Origin of the sequence: Streptomyces sp. NPDC091209 (assembly GCF_044757755.1) — a bacterium.
Lineage (GTDB): Bacteria > Actinomycetota > Actinomycetes > Streptomycetales > Streptomycetaceae > Streptomyces.
In genome coordinates this window covers 185,740-205,483 of the sequence record NZ_JBIVVR010000014.1, presented here as the reverse complement: position 1 = coordinate 205,483, position 19,744 = coordinate 185,740, and the positions used below count along the sequence as shown (strand labels likewise).

Sequence of the window (19,744 nt, the reverse complement as noted above, 5' to 3'; positions counted from 1 at the left end):
ACCGTACCGACGACTACGCGGACACCTGTGGATGGCTTCGTCCGGACGCCGGGCTGACCAGCCCGCACTGGTAGGCGATGACCACGAGCTGGGCACGGTCACGCACTGCCAGCTTCGTCATGGCCCGGTTGATATGGGTCTTGGAGGTCAGCGGGCTGACGAACAGGCGCTTGGCGATCTCGTCGTTGGTCAGGCCCAGTGCCACGAGGCTGGTGACGTCGCGTTCCCGCGGCGTCAAGCCCTCCAGCCGCTCATGTACGGCCACTGGGCATGGATCCGGCTGGGACAGAAATCGAGTGATCAACGCTCGCGTCGCCGACGGGGACAACAGCGCCTCGCCGTCTGCGACCGTACGGACGGCATCGAGAAGTTCCTCGGGTCGCGCGCCCTTGCCGAGAAAGCCGCTGGCACCCGCACGCAGCGCCTCGGCGACGTGTTCGTCGTCCTCGAAGGTGGTCAGGATGAGCACCTTCACGCCTGCGAGGTCCTCGCTCTCGCTGATGAGCTGTGTCGCTTCGATGCCGTCCATCTCCGGCATGCGGATGTCCATCAGGACCACGTCGGGGCGCTGGGAGCCGGCGAGCTCGACTGCCTCGCGTCCGTTGCTCGCCTCGGCGACGGTCTCCATGTCATCCGTGGCGTCGAACAGCATGCGGAAGGTGCCTCGCAGCAGGGCCTGGTCATCGGCAAGGAGTACGCGAATCGTCATGCCCTTTTCTCCGATCCCGCTACAGGCTGGGGCAGCCGGCGCGCAGTGGCAGTTCGGCGGTCACGGTGAAACCACCCTCAGGGCGCGGTCCCGCGTACAGCCTGCCCCCGATGGTGGCCGCCCGCTCGCGCATCCCGATGAGCCCGTGGCCGGCCCCCGGGTGAGGATGGTGCGGTCCGGCGGACCCGTCGTCCTCTACGGTGATCGTCAGCCGTTCACCCTGGTAGTGAAGGAACAGCCAGGCATGGTCGGCTCCGGCGTGCTTGCGCACATTGGTCAGGGATTCCTGCACGATGCGGTACGCGGCCAGGTCGACCGCCGGCTCCAGTGGTTTGGCCGTGCCGCGCCGGGCGTGACTCACGGCCAGCCCGGCACGTTCGAACGACGCCAGTAGGGCCGGTACTTGCGCGAGGCCCGGCATCGGGTCGCGCGGCGCGATCGGATCGTCGGACTGCCGGAGCAGGCCTACGGTCACCCGTAGTTCGTCCAGCGCGGAGCGGCTGGTGTCCCGGATGTCCTTCAGAGCTGTGAGGATTTGTTCCGGTCGCTGGTCCACCAGATGGACGGCGACGCCTGCCTGAGCGTTGATCAAGGCGATGTGGTGCGCGACGATGTCGTGCAGCTCGCGTGCGATCCGGACGCGTTCGGCCGCCACACGCTGCTGTGCTTCCTGCTCACGGGTGAGCTCCGCGTGCTCGGCCCGTTCCTCCACGGCCGCCACATAGGCCCGGCGTGAGCGCACCCCGTCCCCGACGGCGGCCGGCAGAGCCATCCAGGCCAACATCGCGACCTTGTCCGCGTCCAGCCACGACTTCGGCGTGCACATCGCACCGGCGCTCACCAAGACGGCAGCCGAGACAGCTGCCACGGCCCAGGCGGTACGCCGGTCGGTCCGTGCGGCCACGTTGTAGACGGACACCAGAACCGGGCCGGTCACCAATGGGCTGTCTCGAATCCCGAGCAGCTGGAAGGCCACCCCGCAGCCAAGGGTGACGGCCAGTACGCCGAACGGGTGGCGATGCCGCCACACCAACGCGGAGCAGCCGACGGCTGCCAGCGCCACGGCGGGCCACCGCAACAGGAACTGGTGCTGGTGCGGCTGGACCGAGGCAGCCACGACGGACAGCACGAACAGCACGGCCGAGCCCAACGCGTCCACCGCGCGGGTCCGGGCTCGCGCTCCCCGTCCCCAGCCGTTGATCACCGCCATGTCACCACCCTAGGGTCGACGGCCGGATCGGGCATCGTCTCGCCAAGGCAGGGGGCGCGGGGGCGGGACGCGCTTGCCGGGAAACAAGCCGTCGCTTCCAGTTCCGAGACTCGTTGCCATGGTATGGAGAGCCCGGAGGGGATCGAGGCGGCCCTGGCCACGAAGTTCGCGACGCTGTTCCCGCATCTCGACGAGCGGCGGCTGGCCATAGGAGCAGAAGCACGGTCGCTGGGCCATGGAGGCACCAGCGCATCGCACGGGCCTCGGTCTCGCCCAGAGCTCACGGGCTCGCGGAGACGAACAGGAGGTCACCATGCGGCGGGCTCGCACCACGAGCATCAACGTCCGCTGGGGCCTGCCATTTCATCGTGGCCGGAGGACGCCGGGCGCTGCCAGTCTTTCAATAGGCATCGCCGTGCCGAAGAGGGTTCGGAGTCATCCCGACGCCCACCAGACCACCACGAAACTCACCGTGGAGAACGGTGCCTGTCTTCTTTGAGACCTCACAGGTCAGAAGGAGCTGAGGCATCCGCTCCACGCGTTCCAGACCCGCCTCAACAAGGGGGTGCGGAAGCGCGTACGCACTGCATTAGAGGGAGCTGGTCGGCAACTACAAGAACGCCGGCCACGAGTGGCATCGCGAAGGCGATCCGGTCCGGGATCACACCCACGACTTTCCCGATGCCGATCTGGGCAAGGCGGTCCCGTACGGGATCTACGACCTGACCTCGGACTCGGGCTGGGTCAAGCAGTCTTCGCCGTCGCCTCCGTCCGCCGCTGGTGGCACGCGGTTGGGCGCGACACCTACCCGCGCTCACACCGTCTGCTGATCACCGCGGACGCGGGCGGTTCCAACGGCTACCGCACCCGGGCCTGGAAGTTCGAGCTGGCCGCGCTGACTGTCGAGACCGGTCTGGAGATCACCGTGTGCCACTTTCCTCCGGGCACATCTAAGTGGAACCGAATCGGGCAACCGACTGTTCTCCCACATCACGATGAACTGGCGGCCGGGGCAGGCCGCTGACCAGCCATGAAGTCATCGTGAACAGCATCGCAGCGACCACCACCCGCACGGGACTGACAGTCCGCGCCGAACTCGACACCGCCCTTTACGAGACCGCCATCCGTACCAGTGACGGGCAGCTGAACGCCCTGCCACTGAGCCGCCACGACTGGTAGGGCGATTGGAACTACACCCTCCGCCCCCAGGAACGCCGCCGGGACGGCGTCCTTCCGATCCCGCCCCAGAACGAAGCCGGCCCCGGCCGTGACTCGCTGACCCATCCCGCCCTCACCGGCATCCCGCACGAGCAGTGGGACTCGCTGGTCACCGAGCTGGCAGCGGCCCGCGCGGCTCAGCGGCAAGCAGACCTCCATCAGCGACGCGGCGGCGACCGGCAGAAGACCCGTGCCGCCGGCCTCTGCACCGGCCGGCGCCCCGGCCTCACCTTCGTCGACCGGCTCCTGGCCACCATCCTCTACCAGCGGTTCAAGCTCCCCCGGGAATTCCTTGAGGATCAGCCCGCTCACCCGGTCGAAGAACGGGCGGTGACCTGGCGGAATGGCGTCGATGTACTCCTGCACACGGTCCATGCCACCCATTGCGGATTTCCTGCGAGCACCCGCTGCGGCTCGGCCGGTCGTCCCCGAGCGTCGGGTGGCTGAGCTGGGCAGATGGAGAAGGGGGACGGGAGAATCTAGGGTCGGCACGTGGCCTTCATCATGGTGTGCGAAGACGACGCGGCGGTCCGCGGCATCCTCAGGCGTGCCCTGGAGCACGACGGCCACACCGTTTCCGTCGCCGCCACGGCCGACAGCCTGCTGCGGCAGCTCACACCGGCGGCCCAGCTGGTCGTCCTGGATCTCGGGCTGCCGGACGCCGACGGCCGCGATGTCTGCCTGGCCCTGAGGGCTCGCGGCGTCGACGTGCCGGTGTTGATGCTCACCGCCTTGGACGGCCTGCATCACAAAGTGGGCGGCTTCGAGGCCGGCGCCGACGACTACATGACCAAACCCTTCGACATCCCGGAACTGCTGGTCCGCATCCGGGCGCTGCTGCGCCGGGCCACCATGGCGCCCGCACCCCACGAGGTCGTCCTCGATCCGGCGAAGCACGTGGTGACCTACGATGCGGTGAGCATGAGCCTGACCCCGACCGAGTTCCGACTACTGGGCCGCCTGATCGCCTCGCAGGGCGACGCGGTACGTCGCCACGCCCTCGTCGCCGCCGGCTGGCCGCACGGAGCGCAGGTCAGCGACAACACCCTCGACTCCTATGTGCGCCGGCTGCGGGCCAAGCTCGGTCCGCTGGGTGTGGCCGAGCGTCTGGCGACCGTCCGCGGCGTGGGCTACCGATGGCAGTGACGGGATTCCGTAGAAGCGTCGTCGCGCTCACGGTGCTGATCGCCACCGCCGTGGTCGCCATCCTGGTCGTGGTCTCGCACGTGCTGCTGAGCAGAGTGACGGACGCCGACGCGCACGATCTGGCCCGTACGCGCGCCGAGGCGGTCGCGGCGAACGTCAGCGCCAAGGGCGGCCGTGTCGTGCTCACGGAGAACAGTAGCGAGGCGCTGGACGAGGTGGCCTGGGTGTATGCCGACGGCCGTCTGATCGACGGGAACGTACCGGCGAGCGTGGTCGGGCGTGTCGAGGAGCTGGCGGACTCGGGGCGTTCGCAGACTGCGACCGTAGACGACTCCCTCCTGTACGCGCGGCAGGTCCCGGTCGACGGCCACCACGTCATGGTGATCGTCCGGGTGGACCTCACGCCCTACGAGACGTCCGAGCAGCGAAGCCTGACCTTGTCGTTGATCCTGGGCGGCCTCACGATCCTCCTCGCCGGCGGTGTCGCGCATCTCGTGGTGCACCGCGCGCTTCGGGTCGTGCATGAGATGGCGGCCCTCGCCGACGACTGGGGTCATCACGAACCCGGGCGCCGCTTCAACCTCGGCGTCCCCCGCGACGAGTTCGGGGAACTGGGACAGACCCTGGATCGCCTTCTGGAGCGCGTCGACAACGCGTTGGCGGACGAGCGCCGGCTCACCGACGAGATCGCCCACGAACTGCGGACACCGCTCACGGTCCTGCGGGGCGAGGCGCAGCTGGCGCAGCTGTCCGGCGAGCCGGTGGTGCCGGAGGTCGTGCTGAGCGAGGTCGACCGCCTCGATGCGGCGATCACGACGATTCTCCGGGCCGCACGCGCACGGACGGACGACGGGACCCGATGCGATCTGCGTTCCGCCGCGCGGCAGGCGATCGGCAGTCGCACGGTCGAGGTCGTCTTCCCGGCGAAGGCCGAGGCGGCCGTGGCTTCTGACGTCGCCGTGTCGCTGCTGTCCCCCCTGCTGGACAACGGCCTGCGGCATGCGAAGTCCCGGGTGTGGATCACCGCGCGCAACCAGGGCGACGCCATCGTGGTCGATGTCCTGGACGACGGCCCAGGGTTCAGTCCCGACGAGGTCGACCGGGTCTTCGAAGCGGGTGTGACCGGCGGCGATGGATATGGGCTGGGGTTGCCTGTGGCCCGGCGCATCGCCGCCTCGGCCGGTGTGGAGGTCCGCGCGATCGCGGACGGCCGCGGTCACGTCGAGGTGACGCTCCCGGCCGTGCGTGCGATCACGTAGTCAGGTTGCTTGCAGGTTCCCCGCGTAAACCTCCCTGCATGACAACGACAACGGAAGGGCGCACGCGCAGCGGGCGCCTCATGCTCAACAAGGTCCCTGAGGTCACCCTCTGGTTCTGGGTGATCAAGATCCTGTGCACCACTGTGGGTGAGAGCTTCGCCGACTGGATCAACATGAAGCTGGGCGTCGGCCTGGTGAACACGGCCTGGATCTTCACCGGGGTGTTCGTGGTGGTCCTGGCCGTCCAGCTGCGGCTGAAGCGGTACGTTCCGTTCCCCTACTGGCTGACCGTGGTCGTTGTCAGCGTCACGGGCACCCTGTACACCGACATCCTCACCGACCAGCTCAACGTGCCGCTGTGGATCAGCTCCGCGGTCTTCTCGGTGCTGCTCACGGTGGTCTTCGGCGTGTGGTGGCTGCGCGAGCGCACGCTGTCGATCCACTCGGTCACGACATTTCCGCGCGAGTCGTTCTACTGGCTCGCCGTTCTCGTCACCTTCGCGCTCGGCACCGCGACCGGCGACTGGACCCTCGAGCTCACCGGCTGGAGCCCGGGCGCCTCGGTGCTGCTGCCGCTCGGCCTCATCGCCGCGATCACGCTGCTGTGGAAGTTCGGCGCGAACCCGGTGCTGTCCTTCTGGCTCGCCTACATCCTGACCCGCCCGCTGGGCGCCAACATCGGCGACTGGCTCGCCTCCCCGAAGGTCGCTCAGCCGGGCGAGCCGACCGGCCTCGCGCTGGGCACCTTCACCACCAGCCTGATCTTCCTCGGCCTGATCCTGGCGACCGTGGTCTACCTGACAGTGACGCGCTCGGACGTGACCGAGACCTACGAGGCCGCCCACGCCACCCACGCCACCGGCGACCCGCGAAAGGAGCGCGTCGGCCTGGCCGGCTTCGGACTGCTCACCGTCGCCACCACGGGCCTGCTGATCTGGGCCCACAGCCAGCCGCACACCGGCCCGGCGCCGGAGGCCGACAACACCTCCGCCGTCCAGATGGCCCCCGGCGAGGCGGTGAAGAAATTCCCGCCCGCCAAGGTCACCGCCCTGAAGACCCTCGCCTCCACCTCACTCAGGGACGCCCGCTCCGGGAACGCGAAGGGTGCGCACACGGCCGCACAGTCGCTCCGTGACCTGTGGGATGCCGGCCAGGCCTCGCTGCAGCCGCTCGACCAGACCGGATGGACCTCCATCGACGCTCAGATGGACAAGGTGCTGGGGACCTTCGGCATCGATCACTCGAACCCGCCTATGCCGCCCGCGCAGCAGGAGAAGGAACTGAACGCCCTCCTGACGGACATGGGCTGACAGGCCACCCAGCGCCGCCCGGCTGACCCATCCGCCCGACGGGTTGAGTGTGCCGGACTACACCGAGAACCACGCCGCCCCGGCACACACCCGAGCCATGGACAGCGCAGGTGGCGGGTCGCCTGCGGCAACCCGGGCATATCCGCACACTCCGTTTGGGCGGTCGAAGCCGGCGTTGATGGCTCCGACCGCCCCGCGGTTACCCCAGACTGATCGACGGCGACGGCGACGGCGACGGTGGACCGGCGATCGGGGGCGGGGCCGGCACAGTGCGCGCCGGTGCTCGGTGCGATAGAGGCCTCCCGGGCCGCGTACAAAACCGGCAACAGTGCGACGACACTCGGCGAAATGCTTGCCGTGTTGGAGCGGCACTTGGCCGATGGCTGGTTCGGACGGGAGGGCGGGCCAACGGTCTACCCTCGTGGTGAACGCCACGGTCAGGACCGTTATCAGCAGTGCGGCAGTGGTCAGCGCCACCGACTCGCGTCTACCTGTGAGTTCACTGGCTCACCGATGTCATCGGCGGCTGGCTGTTCGCCGTCGGCTGGCTGGGGCAGTGTCTGTGGGTGATGTCCCGGTGGCTGCCCGCATCGCTCGTCCCGGACACGATCCGCCCGACCGGAGCACCGACTGAGGACCATGCGACAGAAGATCCTGGTCGTTGAGGACGACCACGGCTTGCGGGACGTGTTGGGCCGAGGACTGTACGAGGAGGGCTTCGAGCCCGTCCTCGCCGCCGACGGCGCCACCGCGCTGCGGTTGGCCACCGGTGACATTGCGGCAGCCGTCCTGGATATTGGGCTGCCCGACGCGGACGGCCGGGATGTGTGTCAGGCGATGCGCGCCAACGGCTTTCTCGCCCCGGTCATCTTCCTGACCGCCCGCCAGCACCTCGCCGACCGGCTGTCGGGATTCTCGGCAGGCGGCGATGACTACCTGCCCAAACCTTTCCACCTCGCCGAACTCGCTGCTCGACTGCGCTCGTTCGTCAAACGAGCCGCACCCGGCCCGGCAACCGCGACCGGGGACCTGGTCCTGGACCTGGTCGGACACAGTGCCACCGTGCACGGCACCGCCATCGCCCTCTCTTCCACGGAGTTCCGCCTCCTGGCCACGCTTGTGACCGCGGGCGGGGGCATCGTGCGCCGCCTCGATCTGATCAGGTCAGGCTGGCCCGAGGGCGCCCAGGTCAGCGACAACACACTGGATCAGTACCTGACCCGGCTGCGGCGCAAGCTGCGCGAGGCGGGCAGCGTGCTGACCATCGGCACGGCGCGCGGGATCGGACACCGCCTGTCATGAAACGCGTAGTCCGCCGTCTCACCCCGCACACCCTGCGGGCCGGCTCTCGCTCAGCCCGACCAGCACGCCTCAGCAGGCGACACCGAGTCGCAGCGGCATCGCCCCGCGCTGGGGACGCAAGACCAGCGCGGCGATCCACAGACCGGCCGCCAAGGCCGCAGAGGTGCTGTGCCCCGACGGGAACGCCCAGCCGCTCGCGTGCGTCGCTCAGTTTTCGTGCGGTGGGCGGGGCCGATGGACGAGCTCCATCACTCCGTACCGCGCGGCCTGCCCCGCGCTCAGGACGGCAAGGCTCAACGCGATGGTGACCAGCCGGCTCCGAGCGGTCCGTGCCGCCAGGAAACCGGCCAGCACCGCGAGCATGTACGGGAAGGCGCCGGTTCCGGTGGCGGTGAGCCCGTGGGCCAGCGCCAGTGCCACGGCTGGTCGATGCCCCATAGAGCTGGAGAGGAAGCTGTCGTCCAGCCAGAGCGGTTCGCCCGCGTTCTCGATGACGGTCCCTGCCAAAAGGCCGAATGCGGTCATGGCGCCCAGGCCGGTGCTGCCGACCAGGTCGGCGGTTTCCCGGCGGCTCATGAGGGCATCACCAGGAATGCGCCGACCCGCCTCGCGGCGAGCCACCGGGCGAGAGAGGCCGACCATCGCCGCAGCACGAGCATCGACGCCACCGCGATGAGCCCGCCGACGATGATCCCCGTCCCGGGCGGCGGACGCTGCGAACTGCGCGGCCGCCAATCGCCGACGCGGCAGCCGTTCGGCGACCGCCCCCTACTGCACGAGAGCCGCGCACATCCATGTCCGACAGCCTTGAACAGGTTGGTCTGGAGAGCGGTGTCCCAGCCGAACCAGTAGGTCGTCGCGTACAGCACGCCGTTCTCGATGGCCAGGCCGATGATGCTGCACACGACGAACAGCGTGAACTCGCTTGCCGGCCGTCGCTTGTCCCGGTCGCGGTAGGCGAAGTAGCGAAGCCCAGGTAGTTGACGGAGAACGGCCACGCTGGTGCCGATGACGCTGCACCGCACCACAGGCAGTGGCGTGAGCGAGCGGCACAGGTTGAACACCGCGAAGTTCACCACCACGCCGACACCGCCGACCCCAGTGAACCTCACGATCAGTTGCCCGGCGGCCGATCAGGAGCGGAAGCCGACGTGTACATGATCGTGGTGAGTCGGGTCGCTGAAGAACTGGCCTGCGGTGGCACCGCTCAGCAGTACCGGTCCGCCCACGTTGTAGGAGCCGACCGCCGCCGCATCCCGCATGAACGACTCGATCAGACGGCGGGGGGTGGCCGAGTCGACCACGGAGCGGCCATTGATCTGCCAGACGTCGAACGCCCGGCCGCGCGGGTGGTCGCTGGGGCGGGACGTGCCGAAGACGTCCAGCGGATGGCCCGAGCGGATCACGCTCAGGTTCATCCGGTACGTGTCCGCCAACCGCAGCAGCGCCTCCAGGACGGTGGTGTGGACGTGCCCGCCGCGCACGTCGGCCCGTGCGGCCGGCGGCAGACCGATACGCGAGTCGTCCAGCACCTTGCGTGCGGTGGAGGGCAGGGACGATACCGCCGGACCTGGGCGGGCCGGATGCAGGGCGGTGACCGCCCACCGTGGTCGCGCGCGGCTCAGCCGTACGTCCACGGTGGTTCCGCCCGCAGTGACTGTGCCTGCCTGGCGGGTCCACTGCCGGCAGACCACCAGCACGCTGGCCGCGTCCGCCAGGATGCCGCCGTACTGGGCGTCCACCACCCGCAGCGCGGCCTCGTCGGCGGAGGTCAGCAACCGCCCGGCCTGTCCCACGAGGCCCGGATCCAGCCCGAGGGCGGATACCCGGCGCCGGGCCGCAGCCGCGCCCTGCTCCCCGGTGCGCCAACTGCCGAGAGCCACGACGAGCTGTACGGCGCGCAGCTTGACCTGCGGATCGACATCATCAGGGCTGGGATGCCACGGCGTGGCGCGCGGGAGTCCCGACGGGTTTCCGGGGGTTTCTGCTGCGGTGACACGAGGGCGGTCACTGGAACAGCCTGCGGCGCCGAATGCCAGTCCACCCACCGCCAGCAGTACCGTCCGGCGACCGACCGGTGATGCCGGCTGCCCGAAGTCACGCATCAATCAGTCCCCTCCTTGCCCGGAAGGTGCGCCGGGTCCGCCCCGGCGCGAGAACCAAAGCCCTGTGCGCCTGGCAGAGCGGCCGCGGCTCTGGCGGAGGACCCGGCCATTCAGGGCTGGGGTATGGCGAGTCCGAAGTCCCGGTTGCCCAGACATCGACCATTACCCCACGTCTTGGCGGGTTTCGCAGCAGACTGTCGGGCCTTATGCCGCGACAAGGTGTCGTTTCCCCGGTGGCCGCCGAGGGTCCACCCCCCTGACAGCTACGACCACATCCCCGGGGGCTGCCCGTCCGGGAGTGCATGCGCGTGGACTCACGACTCGGGCGAGGCCCACAGCGTCCAGGATGACGAATGCCTTGGTCGTCGCGCGCTCGACGGCCTGCCGGAGGGCGGGAGCCAGCGCGGCCGGCAGGTCCACGGCCTCGCGGATAGCGGAAGGCCGTGGCCGCGCCGATACCGAAGGAAGCGGCGAGCCGGGTGTAGGTGTCGCCGCAGCGCAGGTGTGCCGGCACGAGCAGGGCCTGGCAGTGCGCGGGCAGCCTCCGTCGGCGGGCGCCGACCTGACGGCGGTGATCGGCCAGCTGTCGGTCCGGGGGAGCGAAGGTCCGTGGCGAACCAGCACGCCGTGCTCCACCTGCGAATACGCCGGTTCTTCTGTGACATAGGGACCTGCGACCACGAGGACAACACCGGCCCGGACACCGACAACGTCCAGCAGGGCGACCAGAAGGCCCCTGACCACGGGACGAACGGAGAGGGGTAGGAGCAGGAGAGGTCCGGAGGGGCGCCGGAGAACGGTGCCTCTGACGACCCCGGCGGCCACGCCGACGCCAACAGCTCTGTCGACCACCAGTTCACCGGAAAGGAGTGTGCAGAGCCGGCGGTGGACGGCGCCCGGCGCTTTCACGGCCTTCGCCCGCTTCGTGTTCTGCGGCGGGGGAGTGGGGCTCGCCTCCAGTTTCGCTGTGGCGGCTCTCGCCTCCTGGATTCCCTGGGGCCTGGCCAACGCCCTGATCACCGTGGCTTCCACGCTCCTGGCCACCGAACTGCATGCCTGCTTCACCTTCGGCGCGGGCGGGCGCGCGACCTGGCGCCAGCACGCGCAGTCGGCCGGGTCCGCGGCGGCCGCGTACGCGGTGACCTGCGTGGCGATGCTCGTCCTGCAGGAGCTGGTGGCGGCCCCCGGCGCGGTGCTCGAGCAGGCCGTCTACCTGTCCGCCTCCGCGCTCGCCGGTGTCGCCCGGTTCGCGGCGCTGCGCCTCGTCGTCTTCGCGCACCACCACGCGCAGAACACGGCCACCGCCCGCACCACCCGTCCCGTACCCACACCCACGGCCGCAGCCCGTACCGCGGCTGCGGCCACAGCCCGCCGCGCCGCGACCGCAGCCCGCACCGCGACCGCAGCCCGCACCGCGGACGCAGCCCGTACCGCGGCTCCGACCGCAGCCCGTACCGCGGACGCAGCCCGTACCGCGACCGCAGCCCGCACCGCGGACGCAGCCCGTACCGCGGCCGTGGCCCGTACCGCGGCTCCGACCGCAGCCCGTACCGCGGCTCCGACCGCAGCCCGTACCGCGACCGCAGCCCGTACCGCGGCTCCGGCCCGTACCGCGACCGCAGCCTGCGCCCCGGTGCCGGCCGGCCGGGCGGCGCTCTGCCGCGCCGGCTGACGCCTTCTGTCCCGCCCGGGCCGCCGGGCGGGACAGAAGGCGCCGAGGGTGATCACGTCAGCCGGCACCGGCACCGGCTCCGGCGGCCCGTCCGTCACCCGGCTGCCCGGCCGCGGGCGGCGGGAGCGGGAAAGCGTCCCCCTGCACCCGGTGCACCCGGTGCGCGCGCTGCGGCCCGCCGTGCGGCCCGCCGTGCGGCCCGTCGGGCGGTGCAAGGCCGGCCGTAGGCTTCCGCCGGATCCGGCCGGATCCGGCCGGATCTGGCCGGGATGCAGGGAACTGTGCGCCGGCTGCTGTGAATTCATGTCGCCGCGTCTGCCTCCCGTACCGGGCGCGGCCGGTACGGGAGGGAGGTGTTCGGATCGTGCAGGGTGGTGGCTTCGGTGTGCGCTGTGTTCTTGCCCCGGGGCGCGGCTGGTCCGCTGGAGGCGAGGGTGATGAGGGTGCCGAGCGCGGTTTCGAGAGCGCGGGGGTCGCGTTGGGCCTGCGCGAGGAGCAGGCGAGCGCGACGCTGAGCCCGCTGGTGGACCTACGACGGCACCCCGCCCCGAGCCGCGTCACCTTGCAGGACCGATGCGGCGCTGCACCGGAGACGGCTCGGCACCGTCGTTGCACCGTGCGTGGCCTGCCTGGGCTCCGTCCTGTGGATTGTCACTGGTCGAAGGGTTCCTGGTAGGGCTCGGCGAGCCGCTGTGCAAGGTCTTCCAGCCATTCCTGGGCCCAGCGCCGCAGTTCGGTGATGCGGTCGCTGTCCATTGCGTATGCCTCGAACTCGGCGTCGCTGATCCATTCCAGGCTTTCCAGGCGGTCGTGGAGTTCGTGCAGGTCGAACTCCTCCGGGCGTCTGGCAGCGAGGTTTTCCAGCTGGGGGACGGTGTAGAGGTGGCGGGCGGCGTGGACATCGATGGCGTCGCGTGCGAGACCGCGGTCGCCGAGAGCACGTACCTTCGTGCCGATGAGATCGTCCAGGTCGAGCACAGGCCCGATATCCATCACGACCGGAGGGCGCCAGAGCACCTCCTTGAGGAGATCCACCTCGCAGGCGGCCTCAGTGGCCGGGTCGGTGGCGAGGAAACGCGCCTTGAGCGGGGCCACGTCGATGACGGTGATACGCCAGCCCCGGCTGCTGAGGGACTCGGCGAGCTGGTCGACGATCTCCCTCATGGACGCCGGGTGCTCTGTGGCGAAGTCGAGGTCCTGGCTGGGCCGGTGGACAATGCCGTGCGCCTGGACCGCATAACCGCCCATCAATGCGAGACCGTAGGGGTGTCCGGCGCTGAGGGCGTCAAAGAGCAGGCGGCGGTGGTGGTCGGGCAGGCCGTGCAGGGTCACGCGGCGGCTGCCGTCTGCAACTGCGCGAAGCGGTCCTCCCACGCGGTGCGCACACCGCGGCCCAGCATCTTGCGCAGGACCGGCCAGCGGGCCACCAGCTGCGCGGCATTGAGATAGCGGACGTAGTCCTCGTGCATACCGTTCAGCAGGACGATCCGGTACATCCCCAGCAGAAGCTTCTCGTCACCAAGATCGAAAACGCGCAGCCCGGACCAGGCCAGATGCAGCGGGAGCGCGACGGTCCCCCGGACGGGGCCGGTGAGTTCCGCAAGGGCACGGGGCAGTTGATGCTCTGCCGGAGCCCAGCGCGATGGCATCGCAGCGCCTGGCAGCCCTTCACCCACGGTCCTCAGCCTCCTGCTCCTCGCAACCGATCTGAACGAAAGTCCACACAAAAGACAGCCTAAGGGCTGTCCCGTAATCCCCGGCGGGCGCACGACGACAGCTACGGCACTCCCCCAAGCTCTTCGAGCAGGGGGGACCCCCACGCCGCGTTGTCGGATCGCCCGAATACGCCCAGTATGAGGACGACCCTCCGCCTTGCGATGCACCGCATCTGACGCCGCGCGCCGATCCACCGGGGATTACGGGACAGCCCTTAGTCTTCCGAAGCGACCGGGACCTTGAAGTCCATCGGCCGCAGGGCCCGGCCGAAGTGACCACGGCCGGCCTTGCGGCCCGTCCCACAGATTCGGGCATCGGCTGCGCGCGCTCCGGGTCTTCACGGTCACCGGCGGCCGGGTCGCGCACAAAACGCAACGTCGTGTTCCCCGATCCACGTGTGTCCGAGGAAGGTGAAGTGCCCCGGCAGGCTTCTCCCCGGCGAGCTGTGCCGGGTGCTATGAAGGCCGGTGCCGCCTGTCGGTGTACATGTGAAGGCGCACCGTCGGGTGGGCTGCTGCGTGCCCAGCAGCGGGGGCGTTCGCGGGCGGAGCCGTCACCCGTCGAAGTCCTGCCAGGGGATGCCGAGCCGGTTGAGCCGCTGCAGTGCGCTGCGGTGTTGGGCACCGATCCAGACGTCGGCATTCCCCGCGTCCCAGCTGGGTCCGACGCTGAGGCCGGGGGCGACGAGAGAGTTCGTCGGCGCGTCGGCGGGCGACATGAATGGTCGGAGAGGCACGCCCTGGAGGCAGCTCTCCAGCGTCGGGAGGAGGTGCCTGGGAAGGCCGTCGCAGCTGGCTTGGTAGATGGCGGCGAGCGTGGCTTCCCACAGTCTCGGAGCGCCGGCCCAGAGCCAACGGCCATGGCCCGCCTCTGCCGCGCCACCCCGCCAGGTCCCCCCGTCCGGACGCCGCCGGTCAAGAGAGCCCTTCGTGGCCTGACCGGCCGGCCCGGATGCAACGCGGAGGGATTGTCTGCGTCCTTGCGGTGGGAGACCGGCGAAGGCGGCGTCCGGCCTCGGGCGGGGTTCAGTGCCGCAACTTCCCCTGGCCGTACGGCACCGGCGCGCTGTACGGCAGCACCGGGCGCAGGCCGGTACCGGGAGAGGACCCCTGGGGCCGGCCGGCGGCCGCAGGGGTCCCCGTACCGGCCGGTGGACGAGGGCGGCTCGGGTGTGATCGGGAGCAGCTGTGTCCCGTGGCTGAAAGGCGTTGTGCCAGCCCGTGGCGACGGTGCGCCTCCGGGCAGGCTGCTTCTGCGAGCCGGGTGCATCCGGGATCATGAACCATGCTCCCTGGCTGGCAACTCACCGAAGACGTCGACGACTTCCTCGCCCGGGCGGGAGACTTCCTGCGCTCACGGCCCGCCCTGCACACCACGCCGTTGACGGACATCGAGAAACTGCGGGCACGCGGGGCGGGCGGGCGCGGTGCCGCCCTCTTCGGGCGGCTGGAGGCAGGGGGCGAGGTCCGCGCCGTCTTCTATCGCAGGCCGCGCGGACACCTGTGGGTCACCCCTCTCTGTGCCGAGCAGAGTGGCATCCTCGCGGCTCACCTGGCCGGCCTCGGCCATCTTCCTTCCGGGGTCCTCGCGGACCACGACACCGCCACCGCCTTCGCGGATGCATGGCAACGGCACACGGGCGCAGCGCCGGTCCCTTTCTGGCGGACGCATCTCTACCGTCTGGGCACGCTCACCCCGGTGCAGCCGTGCCCGCAGGGCCGAGGTCGCGTCACGGGCGATGAGGACCACGAGCATGTCGTGCGCTGGTGCCGTGAGTTCTGCGCCGCTGTCGGGGAGCAGTCTTCCATCGACCTGATCGACGCCGGCTCCTGGGCCGACTCGCGCTTCGGCGACAGGCACTTCACGTTCTGGGAGGGCCCGGACGGCGCTCCTGTCTCCATGGCGGCCGCGACCTCGATGGTCGGCGGCATGGTCCGGGTGGACCCCGTCTACACCCCGGCACACCTCCGGGGCCGCGGCTATGCGGGCGCCGTGACGGTCGAGGTGAGCCGGGCGGCGCTGGCCGCGGGCGCGACCGACGTCGTCCTGTTCACGGACCCGGCCAACCCCACCAGCAACGCCCTCTACCGGCGCATCGGATACGTCCACCTCGCCGACTTCACCGGATACACGTTCTCCTTCGGCACGCCAGAAGCCGGCTAGCGCCTGTTCCTGAAGGGGCTTTGCCGCGCCGTCTCCCCGCGCCGTCTCCCCGCGCCGTCCGGCTGGGCTTTGCCGGAGGACCACGAGCACGTCGTGCGCTGGTGGTGACAACGGCCGCCGGGGCGCTGTCCGCCGCGATCGGGGCCCTGGCCGGGGGTATGGTCACGCACCCGGCCCAGGACCGTCAGCGGCTGCGGGGCAGGCGGCTGGTCGCCTGCGAGGAACTGATCGGCCACTGCGCCAGGTTCACGATGATGACCGTCAGCCGCGCCCGTGCCGACCGGCGGGGGCGGGACTGTGAGCGGAGCGAGCGGAGCGCGGCCCTGACGCGTGCCGGCCTGGTCGCCCCCGCGGCCGTCGCGGCGGAGATCGACGGCTTCGGCAAGGCCGTCAACACGTTCCCGGACCAGGTGGCGCGCGACCAGGCGCGCGACCTGGCACGCGACCCCTCGCGTGATCCGTTGAGCGTGGAGGAGTTCGCCCGGGCCGGTCGGGCGCCCGCCCCAGGCACGGGTGCGGTTGGCCGGCGTCATACGACGCTCGCTGAGCAAGGACCAGAAGGAACTGCCCTTCCGGACAGGCGGATACGCCGCGGGCCGCCCCGGGGACACCTGACACACCAGGCACGCCAGGCGCACCGGCAAGGCACATCGCCCGCCGGCCACCCGGGTGCGGGCCGGCGGGGTGGGGCCGCTGGTGTGTGCGGCCTGGTGGGTGAGGGCCGGGGGCGGGGTGGTCCGGGTGTTCGGCGGTCCCGGTGCAGGGGGCTGCGGCCGGTCGCGGTGCGGTCCGCCGGCGTTGCTGCCGGGCGGGTCGGTTGCCCGGCGGGAGCGGTCCGCGCCGGGGGGTCTGCGGCCTCTCCATCCGCCCGCTGGAGCGTTCACTCCCAATTCATTGCAACGAACTCCATGCGGGGGTGTTGCGTTAAGTGCGGGACCATTGCAACAAATTGTGGGCAACTGCCTGCGGTGATGGCGATTTGACGCAACAACTCTGTTGCCGGATAGGTGAATGCAACGTAGCGTTTCTGTCATCGGAAACGGCGGGCCGGCAGGGCGCGCCATGCCGGAGAAGGAGAGCACGATGCAGACGTTCGACACCCCCGCCCCCGTCTCGGCCGTTGTGGACATCCCCGCCGGGCGTATCCGGTTCGTCGCCGCCGACCTCACCGGCACCACCGTCGAGGTCCTGCCCGCCGACCCCTCCAGGAGCCGCGACGTGAAGGCGGCCGAACAGATCCGGGTCGCCTACGGCGACGGCGTCCTGCGCATCGAGGCCCCCGAGGCCAGGAACCGCGTCCTTGGCCCCTCGGGATCGGTCGAGGTGAGGGTCCAGCTGCCCGCCGGCTCGCGCGTCGAGGCGAAGGCCGCCGCCGCCGAACTGCGCGGCGTGGGACGCCTCGGCGACGTCGCCTTCGACGGCGGCCACGGCTCGGTCGAGCTCGACGAGGCCGACAGCGCCCGCCTCACCGGCCTCGACGCCGACATCACCGTCGGCCGCCTGAACGGCCCCGCCGAGATCAGCACCCAAAAGGGCGACATCCGCATCACCGAGGCCGTGCGCGGCACGCTCACGCTGAGCACCCTGATGGGCGACATCACCGTCGGCGCCGCCCGCGGAGTCGGTGCCGTCCTGGACGCCGGCACCACCCACGGCCGGATCAGCAACACGCTCAAGAACACCGACCCCGCCCCCGGCCTGACCGTCCACGCGACCACCGCCCAGGGCGACATCACCGCCCGCAGCCTCTAGAAGGAGCACTCCCCATGACCGGTTCGGCCATCGCGGCGCACGGGTTGCGCAAGTCCTACGGCGGCAAGACCGTCCTCGACGGCATCGACCTGACCGTCCCCGAAGGAACGGTCTTCTCCCTGCTCGGCCCGAACGGCGCCGGCAAGACCACCGCCGTCAAGATCCTCTCCACCCTCGTCTCCCCGGACCCCGGCTCCGGCCGGATCCACGTCGGCGGCCACGACCTGGCCACCGACGCGCAGGCCGCCAGAGCCGTGATCGGCGTCACCGGCCAGTTCTCCGCCGTCGACGGCCTGATCACCGGCGAGGAGAACATGCTCCTCATGGCCGACCTGCACCACCTCACCAAGCCCGAGGGACGGCGCGTCACCGCCGAACTCCTGGAGCGCTTCGACCTCACCGAGGCCGCCAGGAAGCCCGCCTCCGCCTGCTCCGGCGGCATGAAGCGCCGCCTGGACATCGCCATGACCCTGGTCGGCAGCCCGCGGATCATCTTCCTCGACGAGCCGACCACCGGCCTGGACCCCCGCTCCCGCCACACCATGTGGCAGATCATCCGCGAACTCGTCACCGGCGGCACCACGGTCTTCCTCACCACCCAGTACCTGGAGGAGGCCGACGAACTCGCCGACCGCATCGCCGTCCTCGACAACGGCACGATCGCCGCCGAGGGCACCGCCGAGGAACTCAAGCGGCTCATCCCCGGCGGACACATCCGCCTGCGTTTCACCGACCCGGCCGCCTACCGGTCCGCCGCCGCCTCACTGAACGAGGCATCGGGCGACGACGAGGCCCTGGCCCTGCAGCTGCCCAGCGACGGCAGCCAGCGCGAACTGCGCACCGTCCTCGACCGGCTGGACACCGCCGGCATCGAGGCCGACGAACTCACCGTGCACACCCCCGACCTCGACGACGTCTTCTTCGCCCTGACCGGCAACACCGTACCCAGCCGGCCCAGCCAGCCCGGCGGGCCGAACCAGCCCAAGGAGGCCCTGCGATGAGCTCCTTCTCCCTCGCCGTACGCGACTCGTCCACGATGCTGCGCCGCAACCTCCTGCACGCCCGCCGCTACCCCTCGCTCACCCTGAACCTGCTGCTCACCCCTGTCATGCTCCTGCTGCTTTTCGTCTACATCTTCGGCGACACCATGAGCGGCGGCGCGGGCCGCTCCGCCTACATCGCCTACATCGTCCCCGGCATCCTGCTGATGACCATCGGCTCCACCGTCGTCGGCACCGCCGTCTCGGTCGCCACCGACATGAACGAGGGCATCATCGCCCGCTTCCGCACCCTGGCCATCCACCGCGGATCGGTCCTGTTCGGACACGTCGTCGGCAGCGTGCTGCAGGCGGTCATCAGCGTCGTCCTCGTCGGCGCCGTCGGCGTCGCCATGGGCTTCCGCTCCACGGACGCCACGGTGGTGGAATGGCTGGCGGCCCTCGGACTGCTCGTGCTCTTCGCCCTGGCGTTCACCTGGATCGCGGTCGGCATGGGCATGGGCAGCCCCAACGCCGAGGCGGCCAGCAACAACGCCATGCCGCTGATCCTGTTGCCCCTCATCTCCAGCGCCTTCGTCCCCCTGCACTCCATGCCCGGCTGGTTCCAGCCGATCGCCCGGTACCAGCCCTTCACCCCCGCCATCGAAACCCTGCGCGGCCTCCTCCTGGGCACCGAGATCGGCAACAACGGGTGGATCGCGCCGGCCTGGTGCCTGGGCCTGAGCCTGGTCGGCTACCGCTGGTCGAAGGCCCAGTTCGACCGCGACCCCGCATAACCGCCATGACAACGCGGCCCCGTCCGCACCTGCCCCACCCAGGGCGGCGCACCCCGACACCCCGTCGGAGTACGCCGCCCCGCCGGCTTTCCGCCGCCCGCCGCCCGCCGCCCACTGCCCGCCGCCCACTGCCCGCCGTCTGCCGCCCGCCGGCCAGACGGCTGCACCCGGCGGCGTACGTCGAGACCCGGCGGCAACGCTCGCGGAGCCCGGAGCCGAAGCCCCCGGCACCCCGGCACCCCGGCACGCCGGCCCCCGGCACCCCGGCACGCCGGCCCCCCGGCACCCCGGTATTTCGCTATCCGCGTCCGTGTCCGTGTCCGTGTCCGTGTCCGTGTCCGTGTCCGTGTCCGTGTCCGTGTCCGTGTCCGTGTCCGTGTCCGTGTCCGTGTCCGTGTCCGTGTCCGA

At 70.6% G+C, this 19,744-nt stretch carries 17 protein-coding genes and 3 pseudogenes; 11 read left to right on the top strand and 9 right to left on the bottom strand.

Annotated features, from left to right (window positions below; translation table 11 throughout):
• Positions 1-13: 13 nt before the first annotated feature.
• Both ACIQRL_RS33335 and ACIQRL_RS33330 read right to left on the bottom strand, forming a co-directional pair.
• Positions 14-709: a response regulator gene (locus ACIQRL_RS33335; RefSeq protein WP_401338588.1), complete on the bottom strand. Its 696-nt coding sequence runs from the start codon at positions 707-709 to the stop codon at positions 14-16.
• Between the two features lie 19 nt (positions 710-728).
• The gene (locus ACIQRL_RS33330) at positions 729-1,919 is read right to left on the bottom strand and encodes a sensor histidine kinase (protein ID WP_401338586.1); all 1,191 of its coding nucleotides are present in this window, start codon (positions 1,917-1,919) and stop codon (positions 729-731) included.
• Between the two features lie 596 nt (positions 1,920-2,515).
• Between ACIQRL_RS33330 and ACIQRL_RS33325 the strand changes: the two are divergent.
• The 5 genes and pseudogenes from ACIQRL_RS33325 to ACIQRL_RS33305 all read left to right on the top strand — a co-directional run.
• Positions 2,516-3,422: pseudogene (locus ACIQRL_RS33325) on the top strand (ISAzo13 family transposase); the annotation flags it as partial.
• Positions 3,423-3,629: 207 nt separating this feature from the next.
• Positions 3,630-4,283 carry a response regulator transcription factor gene (locus tag ACIQRL_RS33320; RefSeq protein WP_401338585.1) on the top strand — a complete coding sequence of 218 codons (654 nt, stop codon included), beginning with the start codon at positions 3,630-3,632 and terminating at the stop codon, positions 4,281-4,283.
• Entirely contained in the window at positions 4,274-5,542 is a 1,269-nt protein-coding gene (locus ACIQRL_RS33315) for a sensor histidine kinase (protein ID WP_401338583.1), read from the top strand. The genes ACIQRL_RS33320 and ACIQRL_RS33315 overlap by 10 nt, the downstream gene beginning before the upstream one ends.
• Positions 5,543-5,580: 38 nt before the next feature.
• On the top strand, positions 5,581-6,852 hold the full coding sequence (locus ACIQRL_RS33310; RefSeq protein ID WP_401338580.1) for a hypothetical protein: 1,272 nt from the start codon (positions 5,581-5,583) through the stop codon (positions 6,850-6,852).
• Between the two features lie 639 nt (positions 6,853-7,491).
• Complete coding sequence (locus ACIQRL_RS33305) at positions 7,492-8,154, top strand: response regulator transcription factor (protein WP_401338578.1); 663 nt, start codon at positions 7,492-7,494, stop codon at positions 8,152-8,154.
• A gap of 207 nt (positions 8,155-8,361) precedes the next feature.
• Here ACIQRL_RS33305 and ACIQRL_RS33300 read toward each other — a convergent pair whose 3' ends face one another.
• The 4 genes and pseudogenes from ACIQRL_RS33300 to ACIQRL_RS33285 all read right to left on the bottom strand — a co-directional run.
• Entirely contained in the window at positions 8,362-8,730 is a 369-nt protein-coding gene (locus tag ACIQRL_RS33300; RefSeq protein ID WP_401338576.1) for a hypothetical protein, read from the bottom strand.
• Positions 8,727-9,266, bottom strand: a complete 540-nt coding sequence (locus ACIQRL_RS33295; RefSeq protein WP_401338573.1) for a GtrA family protein — start codon at positions 9,264-9,266, stop codon at positions 8,727-8,729. Before ACIQRL_RS33295 ends, ACIQRL_RS33300 begins: the two co-directional genes overlap by 4 nt.
• Positions 9,267-9,287: 21 nt before the next feature.
• Positions 9,288-10,259 (bottom strand): hypothetical protein, encoded by a 972-nt coding sequence (locus ACIQRL_RS33290; protein WP_401338570.1) that lies wholly within the window; start codon positions 10,257-10,259, stop codon positions 9,288-9,290.
• Positions 10,260-10,598: 339 nt separating this feature from the next.
• Positions 10,599-10,815: pseudogene (locus ACIQRL_RS33285) on the bottom strand (transposase family protein); the annotation flags it as partial.
• A gap of 53 nt (positions 10,816-10,868) precedes the next feature.
• Here ACIQRL_RS33285 and ACIQRL_RS33280 point away from each other — a divergent pair.
• Positions 10,869-11,024, top strand: coding sequence for a hypothetical protein (locus ACIQRL_RS33280; protein WP_401338568.1), 156 nt, complete (start codon positions 10,869-10,871; stop codon positions 11,022-11,024).
• Positions 11,025-11,130: 106 nt separating this feature from the next.
• A pseudogene (locus tag ACIQRL_RS33275) lies at positions 11,131-11,622 on the top strand (hypothetical protein); the annotation flags it as partial.
• A 960-nt stretch (positions 11,623-12,582) separates the two neighbouring features.
• Here the strand turns inward: ACIQRL_RS33275 and ACIQRL_RS33270 are convergent.
• The 3 genes from ACIQRL_RS33270 to ACIQRL_RS33260 all read right to left on the bottom strand — a co-directional run bounded on the left by ACIQRL_RS33270 (position 12,583) and on the right by ACIQRL_RS33260 (position 14,383).
• Positions 12,583-13,263 carry a nucleotidyl transferase AbiEii/AbiGii toxin family protein gene (locus ACIQRL_RS33270; RefSeq protein WP_401338566.1) on the bottom strand — a complete coding sequence of 227 codons (681 nt, stop codon included), beginning with the start codon at positions 13,261-13,263 and terminating at the stop codon, positions 12,583-12,585.
• Positions 13,260-13,580 carry a hypothetical protein gene (locus ACIQRL_RS33265; RefSeq protein ID WP_401338564.1) on the bottom strand — a complete coding sequence of 107 codons (321 nt, stop codon included), beginning with the start codon at positions 13,578-13,580 and terminating at the stop codon, positions 13,260-13,262. The genes ACIQRL_RS33270 and ACIQRL_RS33265 overlap by 4 nt, the downstream gene beginning before the upstream one ends.
• Before the next feature lie 620 nt (positions 13,581-14,200).
• Positions 14,201-14,383 (bottom strand): hypothetical protein, encoded by a 183-nt coding sequence (locus ACIQRL_RS33260; protein ID WP_401338562.1) that lies wholly within the window; start codon positions 14,381-14,383, stop codon positions 14,201-14,203.
• A gap of 548 nt (positions 14,384-14,931) precedes the next feature.
• Here ACIQRL_RS33260 and ACIQRL_RS33255 point away from each other — a divergent pair.
• The 4 genes from ACIQRL_RS33255 (at position 14,932) to ACIQRL_RS33240 (ending at position 19,336) form a co-directional block, all read left to right on the top strand.
• The gene (locus ACIQRL_RS33255) at positions 14,932-15,810 is read left to right on the top strand and encodes a GNAT family N-acetyltransferase (protein ID WP_401338560.1); all 879 of its coding nucleotides are present in this window, start codon (positions 14,932-14,934) and stop codon (positions 15,808-15,810) included.
• A gap of 1,083 nt (positions 15,811-16,893) precedes the next feature.
• On the top strand, positions 16,894-17,562 hold the full coding sequence (locus tag ACIQRL_RS33250) for a hypothetical protein (RefSeq protein ID WP_401338558.1): 669 nt from the start codon (positions 16,894-16,896) through the stop codon (positions 17,560-17,562).
• Between the two features lie 14 nt (positions 17,563-17,576).
• On the top strand, positions 17,577-18,563 hold the full coding sequence (locus ACIQRL_RS33245; protein ID WP_401338555.1) for an ATP-binding cassette domain-containing protein: 987 nt from the start codon (positions 17,577-17,579) through the stop codon (positions 18,561-18,563).
• Positions 18,560-19,336 carry an ABC transporter permease gene (locus ACIQRL_RS33240; protein WP_401338554.1) on the top strand — a complete coding sequence of 259 codons (777 nt, stop codon included), beginning with the start codon at positions 18,560-18,562 and terminating at the stop codon, positions 19,334-19,336. Before ACIQRL_RS33245 ends, ACIQRL_RS33240 begins: the two co-directional genes overlap by 4 nt.
• Positions 19,337-19,744 lie beyond the last annotated feature (408 nt).